The organism is Streptomyces sp. NPDC008317, assembly GCF_042955955.1.
Classification (GTDB): domain Bacteria; phylum Actinomycetota; class Actinomycetes; order Streptomycetales; family Streptomycetaceae; genus Actinacidiphila.
The window spans coordinates 224,600-241,333 of the sequence record NZ_JBIBFQ010000005.1 but is presented as its reverse complement, the minus strand read 5'-3'; the positions used below and the strand labels follow the sequence as shown (position 1 = coordinate 241,333).

Annotated in this window: 14 protein-coding genes; 7 read left to right on the top strand and 7 right to left on the bottom strand. The window is 72.3% G+C overall.

Annotated elements, in window-relative coordinates; translation table 11 throughout:
• Window positions 1-151 precede the first annotated feature (151 nt).
• Both ACFY9V_RS18185 and ACFY9V_RS18180 read left to right on the top strand, forming a co-directional pair.
• On the top strand, window positions 152-1,192 hold the full coding sequence (locus tag ACFY9V_RS18185) for a substrate-binding domain-containing protein (RefSeq protein WP_391118126.1): 1,041 nt from the start codon (window positions 152-154) through the stop codon (window positions 1,190-1,192).
• A 351-nt stretch (window positions 1,193-1,543) separates the two neighbouring features.
• Window positions 1,544-3,898, top strand: coding sequence for a glycosyl hydrolase (locus ACFY9V_RS18180; protein WP_391161901.1), 2,355 nt, complete (start codon window positions 1,544-1,546; stop codon window positions 3,896-3,898).
• Here the strand turns inward: ACFY9V_RS18180 and ACFY9V_RS18175 are convergent.
• From ACFY9V_RS18175 to ACFY9V_RS18165, 3 genes are all read right to left on the bottom strand, one after another.
• Window positions 3,879-5,027 (bottom strand): homoserine O-acetyltransferase, encoded by a 1,149-nt coding sequence (locus ACFY9V_RS18175; protein ID WP_355341326.1) that lies wholly within the window; start codon window positions 5,025-5,027, stop codon window positions 3,879-3,881. The genes ACFY9V_RS18180 and ACFY9V_RS18175 overlap by 20 nt on opposite strands.
• The gene (locus ACFY9V_RS18170; RefSeq protein ID WP_391161900.1) at window positions 5,024-6,382 is read right to left on the bottom strand and encodes a bifunctional o-acetylhomoserine/o-acetylserine sulfhydrylase; all 1,359 of its coding nucleotides are present in this window, start codon (window positions 6,380-6,382) and stop codon (window positions 5,024-5,026) included. The genes ACFY9V_RS18175 and ACFY9V_RS18170 overlap by 4 nt, the downstream gene beginning before the upstream one ends.
• Window positions 6,383-6,604: 222 nt before the next feature.
• Complete coding sequence (locus tag ACFY9V_RS18165) at window positions 6,605-6,760, bottom strand: hypothetical protein (RefSeq protein ID WP_355340870.1); 156 nt, start codon at window positions 6,758-6,760, stop codon at window positions 6,605-6,607.
• A gap of 173 nt (window positions 6,761-6,933) precedes the next feature.
• Here ACFY9V_RS18165 and ACFY9V_RS18160 point away from each other — a divergent pair, with 173 nt between their 5' ends.
• Complete coding sequence (locus ACFY9V_RS18160) at window positions 6,934-7,164, top strand: DUF6296 family protein (RefSeq protein ID WP_355340867.1); 231 nt, start codon at window positions 6,934-6,936, stop codon at window positions 7,162-7,164.
• A gap of 59 nt (window positions 7,165-7,223) precedes the next feature.
• Here ACFY9V_RS18160 and nhaA read toward each other — a convergent pair whose 3' ends face one another.
• Complete coding sequence (gene nhaA, locus ACFY9V_RS18155) at window positions 7,224-9,125, bottom strand: Na+/H+ antiporter NhaA (protein WP_355340864.1); 1,902 nt, start codon at window positions 9,123-9,125, stop codon at window positions 7,224-7,226.
• A gap of 213 nt (window positions 9,126-9,338) precedes the next feature.
• Here nhaA and ACFY9V_RS18150 point away from each other — a divergent pair, with 213 nt between their 5' ends.
• Together ACFY9V_RS18150 and ACFY9V_RS18145 are read left to right on the top strand one after the other, a co-directional pair.
• Window positions 9,339-9,572 (top strand): hypothetical protein, encoded by a 234-nt coding sequence (locus ACFY9V_RS18150; RefSeq protein WP_188285579.1) that lies wholly within the window; start codon window positions 9,339-9,341, stop codon window positions 9,570-9,572.
• Between the two features lie 26 nt (window positions 9,573-9,598).
• Window positions 9,599-10,819: an SPFH domain-containing protein gene (locus ACFY9V_RS18145; RefSeq protein ID WP_391118136.1), complete on the top strand. Its 1,221-nt coding sequence runs from the start codon at window positions 9,599-9,601 to the stop codon at window positions 10,817-10,819.
• Between the two features lie 187 nt (window positions 10,820-11,006).
• Here ACFY9V_RS18145 and paaK read toward each other — a convergent pair whose 3' ends face one another.
• Both paaK and paaI read right to left on the bottom strand, forming a co-directional pair.
• The gene (paaK, locus tag ACFY9V_RS18140; RefSeq protein ID WP_391162215.1) at window positions 11,007-12,269 is read right to left on the bottom strand and encodes a phenylacetate--CoA ligase PaaK; all 1,263 of its coding nucleotides are present in this window, start codon (window positions 12,267-12,269) and stop codon (window positions 11,007-11,009) included.
• Window positions 12,270-12,319: 50 nt separating this feature from the next.
• Entirely contained in the window at window positions 12,320-12,709 is a 390-nt protein-coding gene (gene paaI, locus ACFY9V_RS18135) for a hydroxyphenylacetyl-CoA thioesterase PaaI (protein ID WP_355341320.1), read from the bottom strand.
• A 391-nt stretch (window positions 12,710-13,100) separates the two neighbouring features.
• Between paaI and ACFY9V_RS18130 the strand changes: the two genes are divergently transcribed.
• Entirely contained in the window at window positions 13,101-13,460 is a 360-nt protein-coding gene (locus tag ACFY9V_RS18130) for a DUF6204 family protein (protein WP_355340856.1), read from the top strand.
• Window positions 13,461-13,496: 36 nt separating this feature from the next.
• Here the strand turns inward: ACFY9V_RS18130 and ACFY9V_RS18125 are convergent, their stop codons facing one another.
• Window positions 13,497-15,095, bottom strand: a complete 1,599-nt coding sequence (locus tag ACFY9V_RS18125; protein WP_391161899.1) for an MFS transporter — start codon at window positions 15,093-15,095, stop codon at window positions 13,497-13,499.
• A gap of 48 nt (window positions 15,096-15,143) precedes the next feature.
• Between ACFY9V_RS18125 and ACFY9V_RS18120 the strand changes: the two genes are divergently transcribed.
• Window positions 15,144-16,556: an aminotransferase class I/II-fold pyridoxal phosphate-dependent enzyme gene (locus ACFY9V_RS18120; protein WP_391161898.1), complete on the top strand. Its 1,413-nt coding sequence runs from the start codon at window positions 15,144-15,146 to the stop codon at window positions 16,554-16,556.
• Window positions 16,557-16,734 lie beyond the last annotated feature (178 nt).

Sequence of the window (16,734 nt, the reverse complement as noted above, 5' to 3'; positions counted from 1 at the left end):
GGCGCGTATGCAACGTTTGAGTGTACGCTGAGCCGACGAGGCGGCTCGCACGGTCCACCCCTCGGCCGGGACTCCCCGCGACCCGCGACTTCCGGCCCCGGTGCGGCGCGTCTCGGCACGGCCCGACCACGAGACGAAGGCGGACATCCGGGTGAGCCAGACGGCAGCAGCGGGCGGCGGGCGCAAGGCCACGATCAAGGACGTCGCCCGGCGTGCGGGAGTCTCGCCGTCCGCTGTGACCATCGCCGTGCACAACAAGCCGGGCGTGTCGTCCAGTACGAAGGAACGCATCCTCCAGGCCGCCCGTGACCTGGGCTGGAGCCCGAACCAGGCGGCGCAGTCGCTGTCCGGCCGGGCGCTGCACACCGTGGGACTCGCCATCGCCAGACCCGCGCGGATGCTCGGCCTCGAACCGTTCTACATGGAGTTCATCTCCGGTATCGAGAGCGTGCTCGGCCGCCACTCCTGCTCGCTCCTGCTGCGGCTGGTCGAGGCCGACGACGAGATCGAGGTCCACCGCGAGTGGTGGCAGGGCAACCGGGTCAATGGCAGCATCCTGGTCGACCTGCGGGTGGACGATCCGCGCATCCCGGCGCTGTCCGCGATCGGCCTGCCCGCCGTGGCCGTCGGACACCCCTCGCTCGCCGGTCCGTTCACCTCCGTGTGGACCGACGACGCCGCCGCGACCGTCGAGGCGGTCCGCTATCTGGCGGCGCTCGGGCACCGCAGGGTGGCCCGGGTGAGCGGACCCGCCGAGCTGGGGCACAGCGCCATCAGGACCCGCGCGTTCACCGAGACGGCGGCCGAGTTGGGCCTGTCGGCGCAGACCGTCGTCGCCGACTTCTCCGCCGACCAGGGCAGCCGCGCCTGCCGTACGCTCCTGCTCTCCGCCGAGCGCCCCACGGCGATCGTCTTCGACAACGACATCATGGCCGTCACCGCGCTGGGCGTGGCCGCCGAATTCGGCCTGTCCGTACCGCAGGACCTGTCCTTGCTCGCCTGGGACGACTCGCAGTTGTGCCAGCTCACCCGGCCCATGCTCTCGGCGATGCGGCACGACATCTTCTCCTTCGGCGCCGACGTCACCGAGACGCTCTTCGATGTGATGACGCATCAGAAACCGGCGTCCCACGCGGCCCAGATCCCCGGCCTCGTCCCGAGGGGTTCGACAGCGCCGCCGCCCCGGCCGTAACACCGCGCTGTCGTCGGGCTGTTGAGGTCGGATCGCCAGTGACGGCGCGCCGCCCCACCGCTGTCGGTGCCGTGTCCCTCGTCCGTACGAGTACGTCTTCCCGCGCTGTGGCCCGCCCGCGCTCTCTCGCGTGCCCGGCCGCGCCCCGCGATCCCTCCTTGGTTACTGGTGAGTTACTGGCACGTTTTAGAAAACGTGTGCCGGACTCATTGACATGGCCTAGACCAGAGTTCTAGCTTCCAGGCGTTGGTCTTTCCGCCGATTTCCCGTGGCCGCGATGACGCGACATCTCGCTGCCACGGACGCGCGGCATGCAACGTTCCACCCCCATGGGATACATGAGAGGGTCCGATGAGAGCGAAGATCTTCACCCGCAGGCGGGCCGCCTTGCTCGCCGCGCTGCCGCTGGTGGCCGGGGCGTGGCTGGCGACCTCGCCCCCGCAGGCGTCGGCGACCGGTGCCTCGACGCCCGACGCGGTGATCGGCTACCTGCACCAGATCAGCGGGAACCATGTGATCAGCGGCGTCCACAACAAGGAACCGCTCAGCCAGCCCTCGGCCTACACGGCCCAGGCCCACTCGATCACCGGGAAGTGGGCCGGGCTGTGGGGCGGGGAGTTCGGCTTCCGGCCGGACGACATCGCCAACCGCCAGACGATGATCGACCAGGCGAAGACCGAGTGGGCCAACGGCTCACTGGTCAACCTCACCTGGCACATGTGCCGCCCCGACGTGGCGACCTGCGACTTCGACACCGGTCCCAACCCCATCAAGGGCAGCCACCTGTCGGACCCGGAGTGGAGCCAGCTCGTCACGGACGGCTCGACGCTGAACACCGACTACAAGCGCAGGCTCGACCAAGTGGTGCCGTACGTCCAGCAGTTGAAGGACGCGGGCATCCCCGTGCTGTTCCGTCCGCTGCACGAGATGAACGAAGGCTGGGCCTGGTGGGGCGGCAAGACCGGCGCGGCCGGGAGCGCCCGGCTGTTCCAGATCACCCACGACTACCTGGAGTCCAAGGGCCTGGACAACATCATCTGGGTCTGGAACGTCAAGGACATCGACGGCGGAGCGGCCCACGTGGCCGACTACTACCCGGGTGACGCGTACGTGGACGTCGCCAGCCTCGACCCGTGGGTGCACGGCTCGGCCAGCACCGAGTGGTACCAGGCGATCGTCAACCAGGCCCACGGCAAGCCGGTTTCGCTCGCCGAGGTCGGTACGGTCCCCACGCCCGCGCAGTTGGCGGCCCAGCCGCTGTGGACCTGGTTCATGATCTGGTCCGACTACCTCACCTCGGCCAACACCACCGCCGGTCTCCAGACCACCTTCACCACCTCCCGCGTCCTCAGCCAGGGCCAGTTCACCGTCCCCACCGGCACCCCGCCCACCTCTCCTCCGACCTCGCCGTCCGCTCGTACGGGACCCATCACGGGTGTCGGCGGCAAGTGTGTGGATGTGGCGTCGGCGAGCAGCGCGGACGGCACTCCCGTGCAGCTTTACGACTGCAATGGCACCAACGCGCAGTCGTGGACGGTCGGTTCGGACGGTACGGTCCGGGCGCTGGGCAAGTGCCTGGACGTGACGGGCCAGGGGACGGCGAACGGGACGAAGGTCCAGCTCTGGACGTGCAACGGTTCGGGCGCGCAGCAGTGGCAGGCCCAGTCGGACGGGCATCTCAGGAATCCTCAGTCGGGCCGTTTCCTCGATGATCCGGGCGGCAGCACGGCCAACGGCACCCAGTTGCAGATCTGGGACTCCAACGCCAACGCCTGGCAGAAGTGGAACCTCCCCGACGGGGGAGGGACGGCGCCGGATCAGTGCGTGCCCGCGCTCGGCAGCGGGCAGTACAACACGCCGGTGTCGTTCGGCGGCGCGACCTACCAGGTCCTCGTCCGTATCCCGGCTCGCGCCCAAGGCGCGCTGCTGCCTCTGGTGCTGGATCTGCACGGCAGCCAGGGCACGGGCGCCGGGCAGCTCGCGTACAGCGACATGGCGCCGACCGCCGACGCGAACGGCTTCGTCGTCGCCGCGCCCACCGGGGTGGTGCCCAGCGGCGGCGGCTTCATCTGGAACGTTCCCTCCGTCACCCCGCAGGGCACCCGCGACGACGTCGGATTCCTGCGCCAGGTAGTCGACACGGTCACGCCCTCCGCCTGCGTCGACCCGGCGCGGGTGTACGCGACCGGCTACTCCGGCGGCGGCCGGATGACCTCCGCGCTGGCGTGCGCGCTGGCCGACAAGGTCGCCGCGATCGCCCCGGTGGCGGGCATCCGCGCCGGGCGCCCCGACCCCGCCGACGGCAGCCGGCCGGACGCCGCGTCCTGCGCGCCCGGCAGAGCCGTACCGGTGATCGCCTTCCACGGGCAGCAGGACAACACCAACCCGTACTACGGCGGCGGCGACAGCGCCGCCTGGCACTACTCGGTGCCCGCCGCCCAGCAGCGCTGGGCCTCCCTCAACGGCTGCACGACGGGACCGGCCACCACCCAGACCACCGCACACGTCCAGCGGACCGTCTACGGAGGCTGCCGCGACGGCGCGGACGTCGAGCTGTACTCGGTGTCGGACGGCGGTCACACCTGGCCGGGATCACCACAGGACTCCGCGGGCAACGGTACGACGACGCGTGAGATCAGCGCCGACGCCCTGATGTGGCAGTTCTTCCGTCAGCACCCCATGCCCCTCACGCCGTCAGTTCTCTGACGAGCGCGGCCACTTGATCCGTCTCGATGAGGAATCCGTCGTGCCCGTACGGCGATTCGACGATCCGCAGCCGGTCGGAGTGCGGGATGCCCGCCGCCAACTCGGCCTGCTGGGGGAGGGGGTAGAGGCGGTCGGAGTCGACTCCGGCGACCAGGGTCGTGGCGGTCACGCGGCGCAGGGCCGCCGCCGTACCGCCGCGGGATCTGCCGATGTCGTGCGCGTTCATCGCCTCGGTGAGCACGACGTAGCTGGCCGCGTCGAACCGCCGCACCAGCTTGGCGGCGTGGTGGTCGAGATACGACTCGACGGCGTACCGCCCGCCGCGCCAGGGCTCCTCGCCGTCCTGCGCGGAGCGGCCGAAGCGGGACCGCAGCTCGCCCTCGCTGCGGTAGGTGACGTGGGCCAGCCGCCGCGCGAGGCCGAGCCCCGCGTGCGGTCCGCGGCCCGGACCCGCGTCGTGGTAGTCGCCGCCGCGCCAGTGCGGGTCCGAGCGGATGGCGTGCGACTGGACGGCGGCCCAGGCGATCTGCTCGGCACTCGCCGCGGCGGGGGAGGCGAGCAGCAGCAGGGCGCGGGTGCGCTCGGGGCGACCGACCGCCCACTCCAGGGCGCGCATCCCGCCCATCGACCCGCCGACCACCAGCGCCCAGCTCCCGATGCCCAGCGCGTCGGCCAACTCCGCCTCGGCGGCGACCTGGTCACGCTGCGTCAGAAACGGGAAGGAACCGCCCCAGCGACGACCGTCGGGACCGTACGAGGACGGACCCGTACTGCCCTGACAGCCGCCGAGGACGTTCGGCGCGACCACGAACCACCGGTCGGTGTCCAACGCGCGGCCCGGTCCGATCAGGGCGTCCCACCACCCGGCGGTCGGATGCCCGGGACCCGCCGGGCCCGCCGCATGGCTGTCCCCGGTCAGGGCGTGCAGCACCAGGACCGCGTTGGACGCGTCCGGCGCGAGCCGCCCCCAGGTCTCGAACGCCAGCCGCACGCCCGGCAGTTCGCCGCCCGCCTCCAGGGCCAGCGGCCGGTCGAGGGCGTGCCAGTTCCGGCGCCCCGGCGGGTCCCCCGGCTGCCAGGCGCCCGTGGCGGGCAGCAGGGGGACCCCAGTGGTGGCAGCGGTGTTCAGGACGCGCCCTTCGCCGCGCGGAAGCCCGCCTCCAGGTCGGCCTTGAGGTCGTCGATGTGCTCGATGCCGACCGACAGCCGCACCAGGCCCGGCGAGGTGCCGGTGGCGGCGAGCTGCTCCTCGTCCAACTGGCTGTGCGTGGTGGACGCCGGGTGGATGATCAGGCTCCGCACGTCACCGATGTTGGCCAGGTGGCTGAAGAGCGACACCGCGTCCACGAACCGCTTTCCGGCCTCCGCGCCGTCCCGCAGCTCGAAGGCGAGCACCGCGCCCGCCCCGCGCGGCAGATAGCGCTGGGCCGCGTCGTGCCAGCGGCTGGAGGGCAGTCCCGGATAGTGGACGACCGCGACCTCGTCACGCGCCTCCAGCCACTCCGCGAGCGCCTGCGCGTTGGTCGAGTGCCGCTCCAGCCGCAGCGACAGCGTCTCGACGCCCTGGAGCAGCAGGAAGGACGAGTGCGGCGACAGCGCCGGGCCGAGGTCGCGCAGGAGCTGCACGCGCAGCTTCGCCGCGAAGGCGCCGGGGCCGAGCGCGGGCCAGTACTGGAGACCGTGGTAGCTGGGGTCGGGCTCGGTGAAGTCGGGGAACTGCTCGGCGTGCGCCCCGAAGTCGAAGGTCCCGCCGTCCACGACCACGCCCGCGATCGTCGTGCCGTGCCCGCCGAGGAACTTGGTCGCCGAGTGCACCACGATGTCCGCGCCGTGCTCGATCGGCCGCAGCAGGAACGGCGTCGGCACCGTGTTGTCCACGATCAGCGGCAGACCCGCCGCGTGCGCGACGTCGGCGACCGCCCGCACGTCCAGCACATTGCCGCGCGGATTGCCCAGCGTCTCGGCGAACAGCGCCTTCGTCTCCGGCCGGATCGCCGCCCTCCACGCGTCCGCGTCGTCGGGGTCCTCCACGAAGGACACCTCGATGCCGAACTTCGGCAGCGTGTGACGGAAGAGGTTGTACGTGCCGCCGTACAGCGACGCGCTGGAGACGATGTGGTCACCGGAGCGCGCCAGCGTGAGGATCGCCAGCGTCTCCGCGGCCTGTCCCGACGCCAGCGCCACCGCCGCGACACCGCCCTCCAGCGCGGCGACCCGCTGCTCGAAGGCGTCCTGCGTCGGATTGTGGATGCGCGTGTAGATGTTGCCGGGCTCCGCCAGCGAGAACAGGTCGGCGGCGTGCTGCGTGTCCCGGAACACGAACGACGTCGTCTGGTAGATCGGCACCGCCCGCGCGCCGGTCGTCGGGTCGGGCGCGGTGCCCGCGTGCACCTGCTGGGTCTCGAACGACCACCCCGGCAGGTCCCGCGCCGCGGTGTCCTCCGCGGTGGTGCCCGCGGTCACGGAGTCGATGGGCTGGGTCATGGCTCTCCCCTGGGAAATGGCGTACGGCCCTCGGCTCGCGCGGAGCGCGCCGTACGGATGTGCGGATGTGTCCGGCGCGCGGACCGCCGCCGCGACGACCCGCACGGCGGGCGGCGAGGACGGCACCCGGCGGTGGCACGGCGCGGCACGGGAACGCGCCTTGCGTGGTGAAAGGGGCTGATCAGCGGCCGTCGCGGGCGGCAGGACGTCGAGAGCGCGACGTCAGCGCACGGCGGGACAGGCCATGTTCGTGACACGCCCGTAGTCCACGTGGCGGCGCATCACGAGCAGCGGGGTCATGACGCCAGGGAACCACAGCGGCGGCCGGTGTGTCAGCGGACCGGCGCCCTCGACCGGCCGGTGTGACACGTTGTTCATCTTTCTGTCCGCGTTCACCTCTCTGTCCGCCTTTCGACCCGTCCTCCCGAGCCCCTCCGGGACCATGTCGCGCCCGCTTCCGCGCCACCGCCGCGACCGCCGGCGTACCCGCCGGGTCCCCAGAGGCGGGCCGGGACGTCGCGGGAGATGATGGGCGGGTCAGGAGGTCCTATATGGATTACCCGGAGATCTACGAGCTGGTGTTCCAGGCTCCCGCGGTGGAGGACGACGTCGTCGTCGTACGCAGGACCGAGAAATCCGGCGCGGGCGGCTACCCGGTCTACGAGGACGAGACCGGGATCGTCCGCGCCGAGATCAGCGCGGACGGCGAGGTGCGGATGATCGCCAGCGGCGGCCACCAGGCCCCCGGCGTCCCCCGCGCGGTCCGCTCCCTCCACCCCTGAGACCCCGGAGCGCGCGAGCCCCCGCGGACGCGGCGGCGTAGGCCCCGTCCGCGGGTCCGCTACGCCTCCGCCCCGCCCTGCTCCACCAGCGCCCGCTCGCGCGCCGAGATCACCGCCGCGGACAGGCTGTCGATGTCGTACGCGCCATGGTGGCGGCGGCCGTTGATGAAGAAGGTCGGGGTGCCCGACACCCCGCTCAGGTCGGCGGACTCCACGTCCTTCGCGATCCGCCGCGCGCCGTGCCGCTTGTGCAGCGACTCCTTGAACAGCGCAACGTCGAGCCCGATCTCCCGCGCGTGGTCCAGCAGATCGCGCACCTTGAGCGCGTCCTGCCGCTCGAAGAGCAGGTCCCGCATCTCCCAGAAGCGGCCCTGCTCGGCGGCGGCCTCCGACGCCTCCGCGGCGAGCTGGGCGTGCGGGTGCACGTCGTTGAGCGGCAGGTGCCGCCACACGTAGCGGACGCTGTCGCCGAAGTCGGCGAGCAGCTCGCGTACGACGGTCTCCGCCTGGCCGCAGAAGGGGCACTCGAAGTCGCCGTACTCCACGATCGTCACCGGCGCGTCCACCGGCCCGCGGACATGGTCGCGGGCCGGGTCGACGGGCTCGACGAGGTCCACGACGGACTCCGCGGTGCCCAGCAGGGCACGCGCCCTGCGCGTCTCCGGCAGCCGCCCGGCGACCAGCGCGACCACCGTCGTGCTGAGCATGGCGAAGACGACCGCGCTGAGCACGCCGATCTTCGCCTGCGCGAGCTGGTCCCCGTCGAAGGCCAGCGTCGCGATCAGCAGCGACACCGTGAAGCCGATACCCGCGATGGAACCGCCGCCCAGCACCGCCGCCCAGCCGACCGACGGCCGCATCCGGCCCCGGCTCAGCCTGGTGGCCAGCGCGGACGCGCCCACGATGCCGATCGGCTTGCCGAGCCCGTACGCCAGCAGGATGCCGAGCGTGATCGGCGAGGTGAAGGCGTCGGCCAGCAGCGAGCCGTTGATCTCGATCCCCGCGTTGGCCAGCGCGAACAGCGGCACGATCACATAACTGCTCCACGGGTGCCACAGCCGCTGGAGCCGGTCGTTGGGGGAGACCGCGGAGGCCAGGCCCAGCCGCGCCTCGCGCTCCAGCTCCGCGGTCGGCTGCTCGCGGAAGGACCGGAACAGCCCCGTCGCCCGCTCCAGCGCGTCCCGCGACGCCGGGTAGGCGAAGGAGAGCAGGCCCATGATCAGACCGACGACCAGCGGGTCCACCCCGGAATGCAGGAACGCCACCCAGGCGATCACCCCCAGCACCCCGTAGACCGCGCCGCGCCGCACACCGGCGCTGCGGACCGCGTACACCACCAGCAGGACGCCGATCCCGACGATCAGCGGCGTCCACGAGATGTGGTCGCTGTACGCCACCGCGATCACGCCGAGCGCCAGGAAGTCGTCCACGACGGCGACGGTCAGGATGAAGGTGTGCAGCCGTTCGGGGAACCGCGAGCCGAGCAGCGCCAGCATGCCCAGCGCGAAAGCCGTGTCGGTGGACATCGCGGTGCCCCAGCCGTGCACCGAGGACCGGCCCGCGTTCACCATGAGGTAGATCGCGATCGGTACGGCCATGCCGCTGATCCCGGCCAGCATGGGCAGCGGGATACGGCGCCGGTCGCGCAACTCGCCCATGTCGAACTCGCGCCGCGCCTCCAGGCCGACGACCAGGAAGAACAGCGTCATCAGCCCGCTGTTCACCCATTCCCGCAGGTCCAGGTCGAGCCCGTGGTCCCCGAAGCGGAAGGACAGGTGCGTCGCCCACGCCGACTCATAGCCGCCGGGCGCGACATTCGCCCAGACCAGCGCCACCAGGGTGGCCGCGAGCAGCACGGCCGCGCTGCCCGTCTCGGTACGGATGTACGCCAACGCGGAGGCGGCCGTCGTACGGTCGCGCTCGGTCCTGCCTGACAAGGGCGCGGTGAAGCCCCGGAACATCCAGCCTCCCAGCAGAGGAACGGTCTTCCCACACCCTGGCACGAGCGGGACCCCGGTGGCGCGTCCAATCGCCATCCACGGATGAGCGGTACGGTGCGGCGTTCCGTATTTGGTACGGACCGGTGACGGACCGGAAGAGGCCGCTGGTGGGAGGATGAATGAGACGGAGATTCCAGGACCGGAACGGACACGAGAAGTGAGGGGCGGCCGGGAATGGCGCAGGACGAAGCCGTGATCGGTTGTACGGGGGAGCTGCTCATCGGCACGCGCGGCCTCGCCGGACCCGGTGAGGTCTACGTGCGGGTCAGAGGAGGCAGCGAGACCTTCCTCGCCTGGTCCGAGGAACCCCTGCCTAAGGGGGCGACCGTGCTGGTGGTGGACTCGCGTGGCACACGCCAGGTGGACGTCATCGAGTGGGCCGACCCGTTGGACGCGCTGGCCGACTGAGCCGGCGCACATGAAGGAGACAAAGGATGTTCGGTTACCGCGTTCCCGCGCCGGACGAGGCGATGTTGATCTCGGGCGGTCGGCGTGGACTGGGGGGTGCGCCGTTCCGTGTGGTCACCGGCCACGGAAAGTTCGTTCTGCCGGTCTTCCGCAAGACCCGGTTCATCACGCTCGCGATGTGCGAGGCGGAAGTCGCCGAGACCTGTGTGACCCGGCAGGGCATCGCGCTGACGGTGAAGGCCGTCATCGCGTTCAAGGTCGGCAACGACCACGAGAGCATTGTCAACGCCGGACAGCGTTTCCTGTCCGACCAGGACCAGATGTCGATTCTGACCGGCCGGATCTTCGCCGGTCACCTGCGGTCGATCATCGGCTCGATGACGGTCGAGGAGATCGTCACCGAGCGGCAGAAACTGGCCTCCGAGGTGCTGGAGACCTCCAAGACGGAGATGGCGAAGATCGGCCTGAGCGTCGACTCGTTGCAGATCCAGTCCATCGACGACGGCGAGACCGGCTACATCGACGCCATGTCGGCGCCGCACAAAGCCGCCATCCAGCGGCAGGCGCAGATCGCGCAGGCCCAGGCCACGCAGGCGTCGGTGGAGGCGCAGCAGATCGCCGCCAGGAACCAGGCGGAGTACGCCCGGCAGACCGCCGTCGTTCAGGCCGAGTACTCGGCGCAGGTCGACCGCGCGCAGGCCGAGGCCGCGCAGGCGGGCCCCCTCGCCCAGGCGCACGCGCAGCAGGAAGTGCTCGCCGCGCAGACCGAACTGGCGCTGCGCGCGGCCGAGTTGCGCCAGCAGCAGCTCGTGGCGGAGATCGTCAAGCCCGCTGAGGCGGAGGCCGAGCGGATCAGGGTGCTCGCCGTCGCCGACGCCGAGCGGATGCGCATCCAGGCCGCCGCGGCGGCCTCGCACGACCGGGTGGCGCTCGACCGCATGCTGATCGACCAGCTCCCGCTGATCGTGAAGGAGGCGGCCGGCGGTCTGGCCGGTGCCAATGTCAACGTGCTCAACGGCGCCGACGGGCTCAGCGAGATCGCGGCGGGCCTGGTCAGCCAGGGGCTGACGATCCTCGACTCGGTCCGCAACAACCTCAACGGCGGTGAGGGCGGCTCCGGTTCGGACTCGGACAGCTCGGACAACCTGCCCGCGCTGCGCGGTCTGACGCACCCGGGCGACGGCCGCAACGGCAAGGGGAAGGGCGGCAAGGGCACGTCGTCCGACGGCCCGATCGACATCGAGTAGGACGCGTACGGCCGCTCCGCCGAGGCGGCCGTACGGCGTGTGCGCACAGCACAGACGGGCGGACCTCCTGTACGGAGGTCCGCCCGCCGCTTTGACGGGTGCGGTGCGGGCCGGGGCTGGAGCCCGCACCCTCAACCGTTCGTCCTCAACCGTTCGTCCGCGGCCCTTCGCGCTCAGCCCTTCGCCCTCATTCTTTCGCCCGCAGGTCCTTGACCCGCTGGATCTTGCCGACCGAGCGCTCCAGCGTCTCCGGGTCCACGACCCGCACCTCGACGCTCACGCCCACACCGTCCTTGACGCCCTGCGCGATGGCCGCCGCGCCCGCGTCCCGCAGCTCCGTACCGGCCTCCGCCCTGGCCTCGGCGTAGACGGTCATGTGGTCCATCCGGCCGCGCCGGGTCAGCTCGATCCTGAAGTGCGGCGCGACACCGGGCGTCCGCAGCACGATCTCCTCGATCTGGCTCGGGAAGACATTCACCCCGCGCAGGATGATCATGTCGTCGCTGCGGCCGGTGACCTTCTCCATCCGGCGGAAGGCGGGCCGCGCGGTACCGGGCAGCAGCCGCGTCAGGTCGCGGGTGCGGTACCGGATCACCGGCAGCGCCTCCTTGGTGAGCGAGGTGAAGACCAGCTCACCGCTCTCGCCCTGCGGCATGACGTCGTCGGTCAGCGGGTCGACCACCTCCGGATAGAAGTGGTCCTCCCAGATGTGCAGACCGTCCTTGGTCTCCACGCACTCCTGCGCCACGCCGGGGCCGATCACCTCCGACAGGCCGTAGATGTCGACGGCGTCGATGGCGAAGCGCTCCTCGATCTCGCGGCGCATCTGCTCCGTCCACGGCTCCGCGCCGAAGATCCCCACCCGCAGCGAGGTGCCGCGCGGGTCGACGCCCTGCCGCTCGAACTCGTCGAGTAGCGTGAGCATGTACGACGGGGTGACCATGATGATCTCGGGCTCGAAGTCCTGGATGATCTGCACCTGACGGGCCGTCATGCCGCCCGACGCGGGGATGACCGTACAGCCCGCACGCTCCGCGCCGTAGTGCGCGCCCAGGCCCCCGGTGAACAGGCCGTATCCGTAGGCGACATGGACCTTGTCGCCGGGACGGCCGCCCGCCGCGCGGATCGAACGGGCCACCACGTCGGCCCACATCGACAGATCGCCCTCGGTGTAACCCACCACCGTGGGACGACCGGTGGTGCCGCTCGACGCGTGCACCCGGCGCACCTCGGACATCGGCACGGCGAACATCCCGAAGGGGTACGTGTCGCGCAGATCGGCCTTGGTGGTGAAGGGGAAGCGCGCCAGATCCTCCAGCGTCCGGCAGTCGGCGGGTACGACACCCGCCTCGTCGAACTTCCGCCGGTACAGCTCCACATGGGCATACGCGTGGCGCAACGTCGCCTGAAGCCGCGTGAGCTGAAGGGCCGCCAGCTCAGCGCGAGTCATCCGCTCCGCCGCGTCCGGGGTCTCCCGCGGGGTCGTCCCGCCCAGGTGGCTCACGAGGTCTCCTTCGCGTCGGCGCCGCGCAGCGTACGGCTCCGGCCGCGGAATTCGGCGATCAGCTCGTCGCCGCGCCGCACCTGTACGTCGTAGATCCCGCTGCGGCCGAATCGCGCCCGCTCGCGGGCGGTGGCCAGCAGCGCGTCGCCCTCATGGGCCGGGGCGACGAAGTCGATGTCCGCCGCCGCGGCGACGGTCGCCGCCCCGTCGGTGTTGCAGGCACAGGCGAAGGCGGTGTCGGCCAGCAGGAAGAGATAGCCGCCGTGGGCGGTGCCGTGCCCGTTGACCATCGCGGCGGTGACGACCATCCGCACGACGGCGACGCCCTCACCGAGGTGCAGCAGCTCGACACCGAGCCCGTTCGACGCCCGGTCGGCCGAGAACATCGCCTGCGCCGCCGCGATCCCGGCCCCGTTTTCGGCCCCGTCCGTGGTCCCTCGCGCGGACGCTCGTACCGCGTCCGGGGGCGGACCCGGTGCCGGTCCCGTGTCGAGCCTGGCGTCGCTGCCCTGAGTCACCGCTGCCCACCACCTTGTGGATGCACCGACCGACCATTCGGTTCGGGCGTATGACAGCTAAAAAATCAGCATCGGGAGTGCCTGTCAAGCACAAGGCGGGACGAGCGGCCGGCGGCGGTGGAGAGGGCGGCACCGGACGGCCGGGCGCCCGGTCTGCCCGGCCGCCGCGGTCGCTGCGGTCGTCGCGATCACCACGGCCGCCACGGTTCGCCGGGAAAACCGGTACGCCGATCGCCGACCGGCTGCCTACGATCCGGGGATGAGTACACGCACCTTCCGGATCACCGTCCGCGGCGCCTTCGACGCGCTCACCGCGGACCAGCGGACCGCACTGCTCGCGCGGGCGGCGGAGCACGACATCCTGCATGCCGCCTTCACCGCCGAGGGCACCCTGACCTACGACCTCGCGGCCCGTCCCTTCTTCACCTTCCGCTACCTGGACTCGGGCGAGGCGGAGGAGGACATCCTGGAGGCCACGGAGCGCGCCGAGGCCGCCGCCCGCGGCTGGCTGACCGAGCGCGGCTACGGCTGGAAGAACCTCACCTCGAACGCCGAGGACCTGTCGCAGGCCGCCCTCGGCAAGCGCCGCCGCCAGGCCGCGGCCCGCGGCGAGGGCTGACGGCCGGGGCGGGGTCGGCACCGCGACTGCGGGGGCTCACCGCGCGGCGACGGACGGGCGGCGCCGGTCGCCCAGGGCCGGTACGAGCGCGATGAGCATCAGGCCCGCGGTGAGCGTGAAGGCGAGCGGATAGCCCGTGGCGGCGGCCAGCGCGCCGTATCCGAGGGCGCCGAAACCCATCCCGGCGTCGTACGCGGAGTTCCACAGTGCGCTGACGGTGCCGTAGCCGGACTCCGGGACGCGCGCGTACATCAGGGCCAGCGTCGCGTTCTGGGCCATGCCGAAGCCGACGCCGAAGAGGGCGACCCCGGTGAGGACCGCGACCGCGCTGCCGGTGAGAGCGGTGAGCAGCAGCCCGGAAGCCGACAGCAGCAGGGCGGGCAGCACGAGGCGCTGCGAGCCGTGCCGGTCGCCGCTGCGTCCGGCGAACCAGTTGGCCGCGGTGGACGCGGCGGGCTGTACGAAGAGGGCCGCGGCGACCAGGCCGGTCGCGCCGGAGGGCACGGCGAGCGGCAGGAAGGTCACGATGATCCCCACGCCGAGCGCGGTGGTCGCGAAGACCGCGGTGGGCCTGGCCAGCGCGCCGGTACGGAATCCGGCCAGCACACCCACCGCCGCCTTGTGCCCGTCCCCGGCCGGCGCGTGTCCCGGCAGGGCGGGAACGACCGCGACGGCGGCGAGCGCCAGCAGCCCACCGGCCACGCAGACGGCGGTGTATCCGACATGCGCGGCGAACCACACTCCGAGCGGCAGCGCGATGAACGAGGGCACCCCCTCCATGGCGCCCGCGAGCGCGAGGCCCTCGCCCCGCCGCTCGGCGGGGATGAGCGTCGCGGTCAGCGCGCCGCCCGCGACGATGGTCAGGGCGAAGCCCACGCCCCGGACGAAGCAGACCGCCGCGATCCACGCCATGCCGTCCGACGCGGTCAGCACCAGGGCGGGCGCGCCGAGCAGCACGAGACCGGCCGCCAGCGCCCGCCGGTACCCGTACCGGGCGACGAGCCGAGGCGTGGCCAGCTCGCCGCAGACAGTGGCCAGCATCAGCGTCCCCGACGCCAGCCCCGCCCCGCCACTCGCGCCGGACCGCTCCGCGTACAGCGGCACCACCGACAACAGCAGAAAGAAGCTCGCCGACGCGCCGACGATCGTGGCGCAGCGCAACAGCAACTCCCGCGTCACCAGCGTCGGCCGCACGTCGCCGGACCCGGCCCCTGCCCCCGAGCCGGTCGCCGCCGGACCGCGAGCGGCCGACGAGCAGTCCCGAGCCTGCCCCGAGCCGCCCCCCTGGGCGGGACCCGAGTCCGCCCCCGCCTCCCGGCCTGAAGCGGGCTCCTGGGCGGAGCCCGAAGCCGGATTTCCCTCTTTGCCGGAGCCGGGCTCCGGTGCTAGGCCCGTGGCGAGAGCCGGCTCCTCGCCCGAGCCGGGCCTCTCGGCGGGAGCCGAGGTCAGGCCCGCCTCCCGGTCCGAGCCGGGCCCCTGGGCAGGACCCGAGTCCAGGCGCGGATCTCGGTCCGAGGCCGAGGCGGGTTCCGGGGCCGGGGTCGGCTCACGGCAGGTGGCGGGCTCCGAGGGGTCGTCGGCATCTGGTTGCGCGGCGGGGTCGGCGGCGTCGGAGGCGCGCGTCGTGGTCGTCATGGCATTGACGCTAGGGGTGCGGCCGGTACCCGGGTAAGCTCCATTTTCATGCCGCTGGAGTGGTCCGGTTTGTCGCCGGAACTGTTGCTTGTGATCGACCGGGACAGTACGGAACCGCTGCGGTCGCAGCTCGAACGCGGGGTGCGGGACACGATCAGATCCGGCCGGCTCCAGGTCGGCGAGCGACTGCCCTCCTCCCGGGAACTGGCCTCGGCCCTGGGCGTCTCGCGCGGCCTCGTCCAGGACTGCTACGCCCAGCTCCAGTCCGAGGGCTATCTGGTCACGCGGGTCGGCTCCGCGACCCGCGTCGCCGCCGGGGCCTGCGCGCCGCCCGCGCCGCAGCCGAGGACGCCGCCCGCACCGCGCCTGCTCGCCGACTTCCAGGCGGGCGTCCCCGACCTGGCCGCGTTCCCCGTCGCCGACTGGCTGTGGGCGATGCGCGAGGCGGTCCGCGCCATGCCCGCCTCGGCCCTCGACTACGGCGACCCGCGCGGCCACGCGCTGCTGCGCGAGGTGGTGGCCGGATACCTGCGCCGGGTACGGGCCGCCGCGGCCGACCCGGAGCGGACCGTGATCTGCTCCGGGTACGCCCAGGGCCTCGCCCTGACCCTGCGCGCGCTCGCCCGGTCCGGCGTCCGCACCGTGGCGTACGAGGACCCCGGCTCCCACGCCGTGATCGGGCCGGCGGCCGCGGCGGCGGGCCTGACCGCCGTCCCCGTACCCGTCGACGAGCACGGCGTCGACGTGACCGCGCTGGAAGCGACCGGCGCCCGCGCGGTCGTCGTGACCCCGGCCCACCAGTGGCCGACCGGCGTGGTGCTGGCGCCCGAGCGGCGCCTGGCGCTGATCGAGTGGGCGGTGCGCAGGGACGCCGTGGTCGTCGAGGACGACTACGACGCCGAGTTCCGCTACGACCGCGAGCCGGTCGGCGCGCTCCAGGGCCTGGCCGCCGACCGGGTCGTCGCCATCGGCACCGTCAGCAAATCCCTGGTGCCCGCGCTGCGGATCGGCTGGCTGCTCTGCCCGCCCGCGCTCGTCGACGCGATCGTGGCCGACAAGCATCTCAGCGACCGCGGCTCACCCACCCTCGACCAACTGGCCCTGGCCCGGCTGATCGAATCGGGCCGCTTCGACCGCCATCTGCGGCGGATGCGCGGGATCTACGGGGCCCGGTGCGAAGCACTCAAGGCGGCGCTCGCCGCGCACGCGCCCGCCATCCGGCTCAGCGGCCTGGCCGCCGGTTTCCACGCCGTGGCGCACCTCGACGCCGCCGCGCGGCCCGGCGTCACCGAACACTCCGTCATCGCCGCCGCCCGTGGCCGCGCGGTCGGCCTCTACGGCATGAGCGCGTTCCGTTCGACGGGCGCGCAGTCCCCGGCCCAACTCGTCCTGGGATTCGGCAATGTGAACGAGCGCGCCGTCACGGAAGGGATCGCCGCGGTCGCCGACCTGCTCGCATGAGCCGGTGCCGGGCCGGTCGGCCGGGCCGAAGTCCGCGACGGCGTCACGTACCTGAATCCCGGTCAGGTCAAGGTCCGCGCGCGACCCCTTGACGCGCCGCGTCCGGAGCAACACTCTTACTCCTCAAGCAGGTTAGGAACCTTTCCTAACTATCGCGACGACCCTCTCCTGCCCGGTG

What these genes read in the sequence shown, in the direction of transcription:
- ACFY9V_RS18180 (WP_391161901.1), top strand. Translation starts at nt 1,544, where the DNA reads ATGAGAGCGAAGATCTTCACCCGCAGGCGGGCCGCCTTGCTCGCCGCG.
- ACFY9V_RS18170 (WP_391161900.1), bottom strand. Translation starts at nt 6,382, where the DNA reads ATGACCCAGCCCATCGACTCCGTGACCGCGGGCACCACCGCGGAGGAC.
- ACFY9V_RS18165 (WP_355340870.1), bottom strand. Translation starts at nt 6,760, where the DNA reads ATGAACAACGTGTCACACCGGCCGGTCGAGGGCGCCGGTCCGCTGACA.
- ACFY9V_RS18160 (WP_355340867.1), top strand. Translation starts at nt 6,934, where the DNA reads ATGGATTACCCGGAGATCTACGAGCTGGTGTTCCAGGCTCCCGCGGTG.
- nhaA (WP_355340864.1), bottom strand. Translation starts at nt 9,125, where the DNA reads ATGTTCCGGGGCTTCACCGCGCCCTTGTCAGGCAGGACCGAGCGCGAC.
- ACFY9V_RS18150 (WP_188285579.1), top strand. Translation starts at nt 9,339, where the DNA reads ATGGCGCAGGACGAAGCCGTGATCGGTTGTACGGGGGAGCTGCTCATC.
- ACFY9V_RS18145 (WP_391118136.1), top strand. Translation starts at nt 9,599, where the DNA reads ATGTTCGGTTACCGCGTTCCCGCGCCGGACGAGGCGATGTTGATCTCG.
- paaK (WP_391162215.1), bottom strand. Translation starts at nt 12,269, where the DNA reads ATGACTCGCGCTGAGCTGGCGGCCCTTCAGCTCACGCGGCTTCAGGCG.
- paaI (WP_355341320.1), bottom strand. Translation starts at nt 12,709, where the DNA reads ATGTTCTCGGCCGACCGGGCGTCGAACGGGCTCGGTGTCGAGCTGCTG.
- ACFY9V_RS18130 (WP_355340856.1), top strand. Translation starts at nt 13,101, where the DNA reads ATGAGTACACGCACCTTCCGGATCACCGTCCGCGGCGCCTTCGACGCG.
- ACFY9V_RS18125 (WP_391161899.1), bottom strand. Translation starts at nt 15,095, where the DNA reads ATGACGACCACGACGCGCGCCTCCGACGCCGCCGACCCCGCCGCGCAA.
- ACFY9V_RS18120 (WP_391161898.1), top strand. Translation starts at nt 15,144, where the DNA reads ATGCCGCTGGAGTGGTCCGGTTTGTCGCCGGAACTGTTGCTTGTGATC.